7 protein-coding genes are annotated in these 12840 nt (G+C 66.7%); all 7 read left to right on the forward strand.

What is annotated here, in order from left to right; translation table 11 throughout:
* Nucleotides 1-18: 18 nt before the first annotated feature.
* The 7 genes from B9Y70_RS05870 to B9Y70_RS05900 are packed head-to-tail and all read left to right on the forward strand — an operon-like array spanning nt 19 to nt 12811.
* Nucleotides 19-3627 carry a tubulin-like doman-containing protein gene (locus B9Y70_RS05870; RefSeq protein ID WP_085549320.1) on the forward strand — a complete coding sequence of 1203 codons (3609 nt, stop codon included), beginning with the start codon at nt 19-21 and terminating at the stop codon, nt 3625-3627.
* Nucleotides 3627-6398, forward strand: coding sequence for a hypothetical protein (locus B9Y70_RS05875; RefSeq protein WP_085549321.1), 2772 nt, complete (start codon nt 3627-3629; stop codon nt 6396-6398). Before B9Y70_RS05870 ends, B9Y70_RS05875 begins: the two co-directional genes overlap by 1 nt.
* Nucleotides 6399-8510: a SaeA-related protein gene (locus tag B9Y70_RS05880; RefSeq protein ID WP_085549322.1), complete on the forward strand. Its 2112-nt coding sequence runs from the start codon at nt 6399-6401 to the stop codon at nt 8508-8510.
* Nucleotides 8507-10468, forward strand: coding sequence for a GAP1-N2 domain-containing protein (locus B9Y70_RS05885; protein ID WP_085549323.1), 1962 nt, complete (start codon nt 8507-8509; stop codon nt 10466-10468). Before B9Y70_RS05880 ends, B9Y70_RS05885 begins: the two co-directional genes overlap by 4 nt.
* Nucleotides 10461-11408: a vWA domain-containing protein gene (locus tag B9Y70_RS05890; protein ID WP_085549324.1), complete on the forward strand. Its 948-nt coding sequence runs from the start codon at nt 10461-10463 to the stop codon at nt 11406-11408. Before B9Y70_RS05885 ends, B9Y70_RS05890 begins: the two co-directional genes overlap by 8 nt.
* Before the next feature lie 3 nt (nt 11409-11411).
* Nucleotides 11412-12524 (forward strand): TRAFAC clade GTPase domain-containing protein, encoded by a 1113-nt coding sequence (locus B9Y70_RS05895; protein ID WP_143337546.1) that lies wholly within the window; start codon nt 11412-11414, stop codon nt 12522-12524.
* Nucleotides 12524-12811 carry a hypothetical protein gene (locus B9Y70_RS05900; protein WP_143337547.1) on the forward strand — a complete coding sequence of 96 codons (288 nt, stop codon included), beginning with the start codon at nt 12524-12526 and terminating at the stop codon, nt 12809-12811. The genes B9Y70_RS05895 and B9Y70_RS05900 overlap by 1 nt, the downstream gene beginning before the upstream one ends.
* Nucleotides 12812-12840 lie beyond the last annotated feature (29 nt).

A 12840-nucleotide genomic window follows, 5' to 3' on the forward strand; every position in this document is an offset into this window, starting at 1 on the left:
GACCAGTAAGGAATAGCAATGCACAAAGTTCTCGTCGTCGGTTGTGGTGGATCGGGTGCCAAGACCCTGGCCTACATGATGGACCAGCTCAAGACCACACTGGCCGAGCGTCTGCCGGAGCGGTATGACAGTCCGAAGGACGTGGATCTTCCGCGTGCGTGGCAGTTCGTCTCCGTCGACGTGCCGACGGTGGCCGAGCGACCGGGCAAGAACCTGGCGAACGTCCCGGAGGCGGGTGGTCGCTACATCTCCTGTGGTTCCTCGGACCGTTACGCCACCGTCGACACCGCCGTGTCCAATCAGCTCGCCAGCCGCGGTGAGCTCGGCACCATCGCCAGCTGGGCGCTGGAGAACCCGGCCGCGGAGACGACCCCGATCTCCGCCGGCGCCGGTCAGTACCGCTCGATCGGCCGCATGCTGTTCCTCAGTAAGCTGCAGGAGACGCAGCAGGAACTGAAGAAGTCCTGGGACGTCCTCTCCGGTGGAGAGACCGACCGTGAGCTGGCGGACCTGCGTTCCGCTCTCTACGGGCGTGCCGAGCACAGTGGTGAGAGCGCCAAGGAGCAGCCGCTGGTCTTTGTCGTGTCCTCCATGGCGGGTGGCGCCGGTGCGTCCATGGCCATCGACGTCTGCCGTCTGCTCACCGGGCTCGAGGGCAACGCGGTCTCCCTCAACTCCCTGTTCATGGTGACCCCGGACATCTTCTCCCAGGTCTCCCGCGATCAGGTGGCCGGCACCAACCCGAACGCCCTGGCCATGTTCGCGGAGCTGGTGGCCGCGCAGCTCGGATCTGCGACCGAGGAGGACAAGCGACTGTTCAACGCCCTGGGTGTGGCGGTCGGCGACGACGACATCCCGGTCGGCCGTATCTTCCCCGTCGGCGTGCGTTCCGGCGAGAACGGGGCGATGCTCGGTGACGGCAAGCCCGACACCGTCTACCGTGCGCTCGGCCGTGGTCTGGCGGCACTGCTCTCGGATGAACAGTCCATGGGCCACTACAAGGCCTTCACGCTCGGCAACCGCGGCACCTTCGACGCGGACACGAACTATTTCGCGTGGGGGTCCTCCGAGCCGAAGAACGTGCCGTGGGGCAGCTTCGGCTACGCCCAGCTGTCCATGGGCCGTGACCGTTACGCCGAGTACGCGGCGCAGCGTCTCGCCCGGAAGTCCGTGGAGCGCCTGCTCAAGGGCCATTACGATCCAACGGACGAGTCCCCGGCTGATGTGCAGATCCAGAAGCGACTGGACAACAACAGCGGTTCCCTCGACGCCCGTCTCCACGAGTTCCTTCCGGAAAAGGGCAACGCCGGCAACTGGATCTACCAGGCATTCCAGAAAGTCATCGAGGACTGGACCCGCTCCATGACCCAACGTTTGAGCGAGCAGATGCCGCTGGGACAGAACAAGCGCGGCAGCGAGTGGGTGCTCGACGTCAACCGTACCCTGCAGGGCATCAGCGCGCAGATCGACCAGGACCAGAAGAAGGAGCTCTACCAGGGCGTCAGCGCCTGGGCCAGCCCGGAGGGTATCCAGACGCTGCTGCTCAATCTGCTCAGGGATGAGATCGGCAAGTACGGTGTCCCCTACGGTTCCGCACTTCTGCAGCGGATCCGCAGCCGAATCGCCACGACGGTCCTGGGGGAGCTGCGGGGAATCTACTCCAGCATGTCTCCCCAGGCTGTCGTCCTCAACGACCAGCGCCGTGCGGACCTGGAGGGTAACCGGGGGCGTATCGACGACACCTCCGCCTACGTCCAGGAGATCGTCTCCGACGCTGCTCCGCAGATCCGCAGCCGTGCCGTCGGCCACATCGCGCACCGTCTCGAGGCCGCGCTGGAGGACTTCCTCCGCAACTTCATCGATCCACTGGACCGGAAGATCCGTGAATCGCACCTCGAGCTGGAGAAGCACACCGAGCTCACGAGCGACGTGAACCTCGGCGTCGCCCAGCTCAAGACCGACGTGCCGGCCCTGTGGCCCGACGAGTCGCAGTCGGAGGTGCCGAAGCGTTTCAGCCAGGCCGCCAATGAGGTGTTCCTCACCGAGGTCGACTCCTTTGTCGATCAGTTCGTCGCGGACATCATCCAGTCGGCCAAGACGGAAGAGCAGCAGGATTACGACTACGATCGTGCCCTCGAGATCTCCGCCGAGCGTGTCGTCAGCGGCGAGTGGGAGGCCCTCTCCGGTTCGGAGAAGGCCCCGCGTGATCTGCTGCGTCTGCTCGACGTGTGGGTGGCCCGCGAGCTCAGCCGCGACCCGGACAACCAGGGCATGTCCCGTGACCCGCGTCCGGCACGTTTCGACTTCAGGATCAGCACCAATGACATTCTCGAACGCGCACGTCAGTACATCCGCCGTCCGGGTTTCTCCTTCCAGCAGTTCATCTCCAGCTCGCTGCGTGAGTTCGTCACCTCCCCGGCGCTCACCGAGCACGAGCGCCGCGTGCGTCGGCAGACCGTGCTGAGCAAGTTCAGTGAGGCCATGACCTACGCGCTGCCGCTGGCTCAGATCAACTCCCAGCTGGTGCAGGCGATCTACGGCAAGGAGGTCTCCTACAACTTCAACTTCTCGCGCATCCCCTTCGGTGGCGATGAGGTCGGCAGCATGCTGGAGCAGGCGGTCCGTGACTACCCGAACCACCACCCGTCGGATGTGACGCAGCCGCTCGGAACGGCTCTGTCCAACCAGGGCGAGGAGCGGTCGATTGACATCTTCGGTTCCTACCCGAACTACGCGCCGATCGTGTTCGACTCCCTTCTGCCACCCATCGAGAAGCAGTGGCGTCAGACCACCGGCACCCGCGTCGAGTTCTGGCACGGTCGCCGCGCCCGTTCGCTCGTCGCCGCCCTGCCGCTGTCCGACGCCGACCGCAAGGCGATGGTCCTCGGCTGGTACATCGGCCGCCTCACCGGCCAGGTGAACTCACCGGGCACCCTCGACACCTCGGACAACACCCCGGTGCAGATCTTCGACGAGAACTCCGGTACCTGGACGGACTTCGACGTGCCGATGCTCACCCCCGTCTCGCGCTTCCGGCAGACCCTCGACTGGCTGCCCAACCTCCTGGAGTCCGTCTCCCTGGCCTGGGCGCGCGTCGGTGAGCAGCCGGTCTTCGGTTCGATGAAGCCCTACATGCTGCTGCGTCAGCTGTGGGATGCGGAGCCGGAGCCCTCCAAGCCAGGCCGCACCACCCGTGGTCAGCGACTCCTCCACGAGTGGCTGTACAACGGTGAGCGCAAGTCCGGTGAGCTGCACATGATCCCGGGCACCGAACCGGCTGCGACGATGGAGGCGCGTTACGCCGCCGTCAAGGAGTGGCTGGAGAAGCAGAACGCCATCGCCCAGGCCTACATCCCGAGCTCTCGCCTGGGGGCCGGTCTGCTGCGCACCGCGAACAACGACCGCCCCTACGGTGACATCACCGACCGTGAGCTCGCCTCCCAGGTCCCGGTCTTCGCCGATCTGGCCATCGACGTCGCGGAGGCCACCGCCCGGATCGCCGAGGTTCTCGAGGATTGCAGGCACCAGGGCCCGCCCACCACCCAGCCGACGCTCATGCCGACCTCCCCGTTCGCCGGTGGTTCCTCCTCCGGTACTCCCGCCATGCCGGGTGCGGGTGAATTCTGATGAATCAGCAGCTGGATCACGACAGCGCGTTGACGGTGTTCGTGGGACGGGGATGCCTGTCCCACGGCATCCGTCAGACCCTGGAGGACTTCACGGCCACCGGTCTCACCCGGGATCTCGCCTGGGTGGACACTGACACCTTCTCGTCTTCCTCCTCGGAGATCACCTACCTGTGCCTGGGCGAGGACGGCACCCCGCAGATCACGCGGGAACCGTTCAATGCCCTGGTCGCGCGGCTCAATGTCTCCGGTCTGCACCTGGGTGTCATCAACGTCGTCGGAGTGTCGGACGGCACGATCAGCAGTGATGAGCTGCAGGAACTGCTCGAGGCCATCGACAGTGTGCTCACCGGCCCCCGGATCGAGCGGACGAACCTGATCATCTCGGCGGTGGAGGCGCCCCTCGAGGGCGATCTGCCGACGCTGCGCGGGTACACGAACCTGTTCCTCGCGCCGGAGGATTCCCCGGGTCCGGAGTCCGCCACCGTGCCGTTCCACTTCGACGCCCTGGACAACCGTTTCACGCTGCACTGCGTGGCCGGCATCGCCAGTCTCTTCGGACTGTGGGAGGGCAGCCGCAGCGCTCCGGTGGCCCGCCTGGAGCCGGGCAGCGGCGGGTCGTTCCGGCTGGTCCGCGCCTACTACCGCCGTATCGACGGCCAGGAGGTGCAGGCCCGCCTCAAGGCCCGGATCTTCGACACCACCCGCAACCCGCTGCCCCGCCTCAACCGCCCGGGGCAGTCCCCGCAGTACACGGAGGACCCGGTGGCCTTCGCCCAGAATGCCGCGGAGGACCTGCTCACCGAGTTCAACCGCCGCCTGGAGGGGCACCGGTCGGAGGTGCTGGCGGACAAGACCCGCTACACCACCTCGTCGTCGGCAGCAGGGGAGTTCCTCCGGGCCTGGGGGCGGGGAATGGTGAGCACTCCCGCACGCTTCTTCCGTGAGCTCTCGGGTGAAACCCGGTCCTTCGTCGACGACACGGTGCAGTCCACCCTTTACGGGGAGGGTTCCCGCACCCACGTGGGCGGTTACCGGGAGACCACCGATGGTGAGTTGATGGAGCAGACGAAGCGGGCACCCCGCCCGGAGACCCTGCGCCTCGAGGCGACCCGGGAACTGGGGTGGATGTGGACCGCCTACGCCAACACCGCCATGTCGCTTCTCGACGCCTCGCCGCGCCACATCACCGACAGCAGCGAGGCGTCCTACCCGGGTGTCGTGCGTGAGCACGCCGAGGGGGAGGTGCGCGTCGCGCGCAGCTCCGCCGACGTCATACCGGGGCCCGACGCCAGTTTCGGCCGGGACCTGCCCGTCGAGGTGAAATCTACGGTGGGCGGCGGTGACATCGCCCCCTACGATCTGCTTGGCGTCGCCGACTACGAGCGTCGACTGTCCGACCAGCGACACGGCGGGCAGCGGGAGGTGGGCCGGGTCATCGGTGACTTCAAGCAGTGGCAGGAGGAGAACTCCGAGAGCTTCGCCTACTTCGTGGGGCGGGGGCTGGTGGAGCGGAAAACGCGGCTGGAGAAGCAGCGTGACGCCCTCGACCGGCAGATCGCCGAGCTGGAGAACCATCACGCCGAGGTCGAGGAGACCGGTGCCGCGGCTGGTGCCGCTCGCTGGTTCGGGTGGGTGTTCATGTCCTCTCTGGTGGTGTTCACCGGGCTGTGGGGATGGGCGAACCTCCGGACGACGCTTCTCGACGAGCCCTTGTGGGGCTGGGCCGCCAATCTCAATGCCGCATCGGCGTCCGCCAAGGGGTGGATGTTCGGGGTGTGGGCCGGATTGTGGATCCTCTGCTGGGTGCTGCAGGTGGTCTTCGAAACCCGCGATGAGATCCGTTTCCGGCACCGCCGTCGCGACGTGGTCGGTGAGTTGGAGGCCGCACGCGCGGACCTGCGGGAGGTGGACCGGGCGCTGCTGCGCCTGGGAGTCGGGTACCGGCAGTTCCTGTCGACCTCCCGGATGATCGGCGCGCTGCTGGCCGAACCCTTCGGCCGGATCCGTCATCTCCGGGTCGACTCGACCATCCCGGTCAACACGATGCCGGACTCGGTGGTCTTCGCGGAGGCGACGCCGGGATCGGGCGCCGTGGATGCTCTCGCGGACAGATTCCGTCGAGACCTCTACCGAGAGGGGTGGCTGGATGACTACGTCATGGGCGGCCTCAAGGAGGCTCTGACGCTCTCCGACGCCCACCACAGGATCGCCGTGAACGAGGTGTTCTCAACCTCGGGCAGCGGGACGGAGGGTGCCCTCGCGCGCCTGGCGACAACCGTCACCGGGGAGTCCTTCCGAGCCCGCGACCGGGCGAAGGAGAAGTGGCGGGCCATCACCGAAGAGCTGCGGGACAACTCCCGCCACAACGACGCGGACATCCTGTCCCCGTTGCAGATCTACCGCGCCGGAAAGCGGGAGACGGCATCGCCCCGGCTGCAGCTGGACGAGGTCCGCACCGTCGGCGCCTTCAACGGCGAGATCGCCACGGAGAAGGGGCGTGTCGACGGTGTTCTCGACCTCGATCCCCGCTACTGCACCTATCACCGCAACAGCAACACCTTCGACGCCATCGGCGTCAGCGAGGTGCTGGTCCAGGTCGGTGGGCCGGCGTTCCAGGGGGACGTTGCTTTCCGGCGCCCCGAACGTCCCGCACTCAGCGCGGACATTCTGCGCGCCATGCCCGTCTCCGAGGACTTCCAGTCCCCGGAGCGTCCCGCCATGCTCACGCAGCAGACCAGGCCTGAGCTGCCAGGAACAGGAGAGTTCTAGATGTCGACCGAACTAAAGATTCTCACCGCCTTCGAGACGTGGCGGGAGTTCGCTCGTCAGCGGTACGACGACGACGCGCTGCCCACCGGCGAGGAGCTGGTCGCTGCGGCGCAGGATCACAGCGAACTGGAGGACGGGGGCCGTTACCCCGCCCTCCTCGTCTGGGCGGAGGCGCTCAGGCAGGTGCGTGCTCTGGCGCTGACCGACAACGCCGAGGTCATCGGGATCCATGACTCGCTCTACGAGCCGACGCTGTCGTTCGAGTCCGATGCGACCACCGATGCCGGAGATCCCGTGGAGTACGCCGAGGTGGAGGAGGAACCGGAGGAGATCCTGGAGCCCGAACCGGATCCGGTGACGGACGTCCAGCCAGACCCAGAGCCTGCACCCGAGCTCGAGTACCAAGACCCGAACCTGCGCGACTACCAGCCGAATGAGTTCCGCATGCTCGACGGCTTCGCCGACCCGGAGGAGATCCCGGGCGCTGACTTGCGCGCGCAGGTGCAACCCGACGGCTCCGTCGTCCTTGAATGGGCACTGCCGGCGTCTGCGACGGGCAACGGACTGGTCCGGCTCTTCCGCATCATCAGTGATGAGGAGGAGTTCGACCGTGACCCGGATGCCGGTGAACCACGTGCGGTCACCGTCGGAGACTACTGGCTGGACCGGGATCCGCTGACCACGGCCTACCGCCAGTATCAGGTGTGGATGCACGAGGGGAGCTCAGAGACCAACGCGCTGCGCAGTGAGCCGCGGCTGCTCGGCGAGACCGCCTACATCCGCCCGATCGACCACATCGACCTGTCGGTGGCCGGTTCCAAGGTGAAGGGACAATGGGCTCCGCTGCCACACACGCACCGCGTGGCGGTGTTCGCCGCGAAGGCAGCGGCGAGGCGGGTGACCAGGCGGGACGAGATCGCCGTCGATACGCAGAACCTCCAGGGGTTCCGCTACACCCCGCAGTACAAGGGCGAGGAGTACAAGTTCGTCGCGCGTCGTTACGTGCTCATCCGTGGTGAGCAGCGGGCCTCGGCCGACTCCGAGGAGTTCCGGGTCTACGTCAACGCGGAGGTCGTTGATGTGCCGATCAACGTGGACGAGCTCTCGGACGGCTTCGACACCCGGTTCAGCATCAACTGGGAGAACCCGGACTCCGGTGAGGTGTGGATCTACCGCACCCAGCAGGCGCCGGTGGACGGACTGCAGGACCGCGTCGTCGAGGTCGATCAGCTGGAGGCGTTCGGGTTGGCGCAGCGCGACTGGGCGAACGACCTTGAGCGCGGCATGACCAGCTGCTCGGTGGACTGGCCGGAGGACTGGTACTCCGTGTTCATCACCCCGGTCAGCGTGGTGGGTAATCAGGCCCGAGTGGGGCGGTCCCACTCGCGCGTGCGCGTCGGTGGAATCACCAACCCCACGCTGTACGAGCGTGTGAACAACCAGTTCCTCACCTTCGGCTGGCCGGAGGAGGCCCACGAGGTCACCGTCGTCTACGGGGAACTGGGCACCGGTCATCAGATCGGCCCGGGCCCGGAGGCACCGGGGTCGAACATCGCCTCCATCCACCGGCAGACCTACGAGCAGGAGGGAGGCATGCGCCTGCAGCTGCCCGCCGCCGGTGACATCGCACTCTTTCCGTCCCGTGTCTATGAGGGGCAGCAGATCTGGGGCGACCCAGAGGTGCTCCACTACGACGGTCTGCACCAGTTCCGCTACGAGTTCGTCCCCTACAACGGGCACCTCGGCCTCGTCCTTTACAGCGACCGGGAGGACCACAACCACCGGCAGTTCACGCTCCGCCTGCAGCATGGACGGCTGCCGCTGGAACCGAACGACGGCCTCGAGGTGAAGACCCGCCGCATCGTGGGGGATCGACCGGACGGGCTGGACTTCCTGCCCGGCGTGAACTCCTCGCAGCTGTATCCGAATCAGGTGGTGGAGTTCTGGGAGATCGACCCGGCGATCCTCGGGGAACAACAGGGTCTGCTCCTGCGCCTGTTCGCCCGGGAGGACCACCGCCAGGGAACCCCGGTGGTCGCCGTCATCGATCCCTCCCCGGTCCACCTGTACCTCGACGAGTGGCGGAACTACCTGAACGGGCAAGCGCAGTGACGGGGCAGCCGCGCTGGGCGCACGTCACGTACGCCTCCTTTCGCAACCGTGCGGGCAGCGGCGGCTGGCATACCGGCCCCTCGGTGGAGGCCACCTCGGAGGAGGAGGCGCTGGTCATGGAGTACGCGCCGACCAGCGTGGTTCCCACGGCACCGATCGACGACTTCATCAGTGCCGGTGAGATCGCGGAGCTGCCGCGTCGATTCGAGTATCTCCCGCTGGGGGACAGGGGCCTGTTCATGCAGTCGGTGCCCGCCGGAAAGGACGCCACGGGGCGGCCCGGCAATGTGTTCACCCACGCGGCCATCGACCGGGACCTCGCGGAACCGCTTTCCGCGACGTACCCGGTGAACCTCTACCGGTCACCGGACCTGCAGACCCCGTTCCGCATTGCCGAGGTGGAGGCCGTGGAACTGGATCCGCAGCTGCAGGAGCCGCGTCCGGGTCCCCTCACGGACCTGTCCGTCGCGTGGACGATGGTGACCACCATGCTCGGTAATCGCAGCGGTGCCCTGTTCCGTCTGCAGGACGTTCTCTCTGAGGGGGAGACCACGCCGGTTCTGGTGCTTAAGAGTTCCAATGAGGCCGTGTACTGGCTGCAGGTGCTCTCATCGACGCTGTCGCCGGCCGAGTCGCGCCGCCTGCTGCGCTTCTCCACCTTCGAGCGGGCCCAGGCGTTGCCGACGGCGCTGCCGAATCAGCACCACCCCGTGCTCGTGGTGCCCGTCGCGGACAAGGACGAGCTCCGACGCCGCAGCGGGATCACCGTCATTGACCCCGCTGACCCGGAGACACAGCAGTCGGTGCCGCGCACCACGTGGGCGCTGCTGACGATGGGAGTCCTCGACGTCGGGGTTTCGCCGGCCTCCCTGGTCGAGTTGCTCACCACGGAGTCGGGCGGCGAAACGAAGTCCTTCGGTGACGCCCTGGCGCGGGTGGTCCGGTCCCGTCCCGGGGACTTCGGGGTGGAGCTGGCGGCTGTCGCCGAGCGGCATCTCGCAGAGTCTCCCCGGGCGCCGTCTCCCGCGGTGGTTGACGCCGATCTCGACCTCGTGCGACGTGTCGTCGACGATCCTCGTCTGGTACTCGGGCAGCACGTCTGGCCGGATGTCCGTCCTCCGAAGGCCCCGGAGCGGGAGTTCGACACCCTCTCGGTCACGGCCCGTGATCGGGTCCCGGGCCTCGCGTCGGCACCGACGGACGTACTCGTCGGTTACCTCAACTTCCTGCTGCGCACGGGCCTCGTACCGGCCGAGGATGTGCAGAACCCGGAGTTCCGGGGGCTGTTCCGTGACGCGGACTCCTTCCGCGGCGCACCGCACCTGCCGATGCCGCCGAGTGCACATCCGGACCTGCTGACTCTGCTCACTCTGGCTGACCGGGAGCGCAAGCAGACGATCCGCGCACCGCGGCCCGCCGGGGAACGGATCACCCGCGCCCTGGGTTCGGGCCGTAGCCGGGATGAGATCGTCGCCTGGCTGCGTCGCTCGGACACGCTCGAAATTCTGCGGGACTGGCGCGACGGTCGGGTGATCAGCACCAGTTCGCGCGATTTCTCCCACGACATGCTCCGCGTGTATTACGCGGTGTGTCTCCACCTGAGCGTGGAGCCCTTCATCAGCGGTGACCGCGCCGCAGATGATGAGCTTCTCGACGTCCTCGGCGAACTCATGCTGGAGGCCGTGGAGAAGGGCCTGAAGAGGAGACTGGAACGCCGGGACACGCCACCACCGACCACCACCGAGTTCCGCGACCTGGGCAGGACCGTCGCCGAGGACATTCTGTCGGCGGGGCACCGTCCGGTCCTGCTCGACCGGATCCTGGCGGATGTGGAACGTCACCGTGACAAGGAGAAACTGGACGGAATGGGGCGCGGCACCGCTCAGATCGTGGCCGCCGTCGCGAGCGGCATCACCGAGCAGACGAGGGAAGCACGAAGAGGAGAAGACAGTGAATAGCATCCGTCTCAATGCGGGACAGTCCTTCGAGATCGAGGGTGACTCCTTCACCGGTCGCCTGCACATCGAGTTGTCGGGGAAGCTGGATTTCGAGGTGTCCACCCCGCACATGGAGTCTCACCGCCGCGGAAAGCAGGTGGCCATCCGCAATCCGCAGGACATCTCCGAGATCTCCGTCGCGCCGGGATACGGGCACTCCTATTTCCCGACGGGTACGAAGCTCTTCGTCACTCTCGACCTGCTGTCGGAGGACGACGAGAACGTCCGTGTCGATTTCCCCACCTTCGAGGTCGGCGGCCTGCGCTCCTTCCCCGTCGCGGTCCTGCATCCGGCGGAGGGGAGGGTCCGGCTCACGGTCGCGGAAACCACGAGCGACACCATGCTCGACGAGTACTCGGCCGGCGTGCGTTCGGCCCTGCGGCGCTCGATCGAGAGGGACAGCCTGCCCGAGGGCCGGCGTCGTGACGTGGTGTTGCTTGTCGACGTCTCGTCGTCGATGCACCTCAACACGAGCCCCCGGGCGTTCGAGGCGATGTGCATGTTCGCCGCCGGCGTGCTGTCGACCAGCAGCGGCGATCGTGAGATCCGTCTGGCCACCAGCAGCTCCGCCACATCCGTGGAGGTCCTGTCCGGGCCGGAGGCGATCCGTCAGCTCACGCCGGGGGACTTCCCGGCGAAGGAGGTCGGATGGAGCCGGGACCTGGGAGCGCTTGATGAGGAACACGCGCTGGTGGTGCTGTCCGATGATCTGCCTGCAGAGGTGGCAGGGTGGCGCGGCGTCGTCCACCTGTTGACAACTCGGAGGCCGGTGGATTCCCGGGGAATCAGTTTCACGGTCTTTGACGAGACCTTGATTAACGCCGTGATGGAGCAGAATGCTGTCGCCCTCGCGGTGGAGACGAGAACCATGTTCGACACCTTGACACAGGGAGAGAAGTAGACGATGGCGAGAACCATTCACACCGGGGTGCTGCCGACGCGCTGCCCTTACACCTTCCAGGAGATGCAGGATCCGCAGGCGGAGCATTCCCCGTTCCTCACCCCCTCGGAGCAGCAGGAGTACCACCTGCCGGAGGGGTGGCAGGGGTCGGGCACGCTGACGTTCGCCATGGCGGGTGCCCGCACCTCGGGCAAGAGCCTGTACATCGCGGTGATCGTCAAGCTGCTGGAGCGGCTGGTCATCGAGAACCAGGGCACCTTCCGCTACGCCGACGAACACACCCGTCGCACGTACACCGAGCGCTATGAGAAGCCGCTCTTCGAGAAGATGGGACTGCTGCCGCCGACCCCGCCGGTGTCGTCCACGGACGCCCACCAAGACCGCCCGCTCATCTTCGACGTCGGCACGCACCGCCGCGACGGGCAGCTCCAGAAGATCTTCGTCGTCTTCCGCGACGTCGCGGGTGAGGACCTCAAGGAGGAGAACTTCGAGGAGCGGCAGGAGGAACTGGAATTCTTCCGGGCCGCCGATCAGATCCTCTTCCTCTTCGACCCGATGGCGGTGCCGCGCATCCGCCAGCTGCTCGAGGGGTCGGTGCCGATCCACGAGGTGGGTGACGACGACCCCACGGTCGTCCTGCAGAACGTGCTGCGGGTTCTGGGGACAGAGCACCGCCCGGACATCGCGTTGTGTCTGTCGAAGTTTGACGTCATGCAGCGGCTGTCGGAGGTCAACCAGGCGCATCATTTCACCGATGGCCCGAACACCGTGAACTGGCAGCGCGTGATGAACAACTACGGGGCGTCCTTCCGTCGCGAAGGAGCGCTGCCCACGGAACCTTTCGATCCGGAGAACAGTCACCTGCTGCACATGGAGGTGTCCAGCCTACTGCAGTGCCTGAACGCGACGCAGATGATCAACCAGCTCAACACCCCGTTGTTCGGCACGGAGGGGTACCGGTACCAGTGCTTCGTCGTGTCGGCGCTGGGTGCGTCCCCGGAGGGGGACCGCGTGAGCCGGACGGGCATCGCCCCGTTCCGGTGCATGGATCCGTTGCGGCAGAAGTTCTCCGAGTTCGCTCTCTTCGACGGCACCAGCAGGACGGGAGGTCTCTGATGAACAGTGGTCACGAGGGTATCCGGGGTGGTTTCGACCGTCCGGATTTCAGCCCGGGATCAGCACCGACGGGACCGCGGGTCGGGCCGCCGGTGGAGACGACACGGGCCGAGATCGCCGCACGCGACGAGCAGAGGCGACAGGACGAGATTCGGGTCAACCGGCAGCGCCGTCGACGTCTCCTCATGGCGATCGGCGGGGCGATCATCGTCGTCGCGCTCATCGTGTTCGCAATGGTGTGGTTCTGGGGCGACGATCGGTGGACGCAGGCTGCGGCCATGATCTGATGCGCCTCGCCGTGCTGTGCCTTGCACTC

Origin of the sequence: Corynebacterium pollutisoli (assembly GCF_900177745.1) — a bacterium.
GTDB classification, from domain to species: Bacteria; Actinomycetota; Actinomycetes; order Mycobacteriales; family Mycobacteriaceae; genus Corynebacterium; species Corynebacterium pollutisoli.

Bases quoted from the DNA above. Each gene is read 5' to 3' on its own strand.
- B9Y70_RS05900 (WP_143337547.1), top strand. From the start codon at position 12,524: ATGAACAGTGGTCACGAGGGTATCCGGGGTGGTTTCGACCGTCCGGAT.
- B9Y70_RS05895 (WP_143337546.1), top strand. From the start codon at position 11,412: ATGGCGAGAACCATTCACACCGGGGTGCTGCCGACGCGCTGCCCTTAC.
- B9Y70_RS05875 (WP_085549321.1), top strand. From the start codon at position 3,627: ATGAATCAGCAGCTGGATCACGACAGCGCGTTGACGGTGTTCGTGGGA.
- B9Y70_RS05870 (WP_085549320.1), top strand. From the start codon at position 19: ATGCACAAAGTTCTCGTCGTCGGTTGTGGTGGATCGGGTGCCAAGACC.
- B9Y70_RS05880 (WP_085549322.1), top strand. From the start codon at position 6,399: ATGTCGACCGAACTAAAGATTCTCACCGCCTTCGAGACGTGGCGGGAG.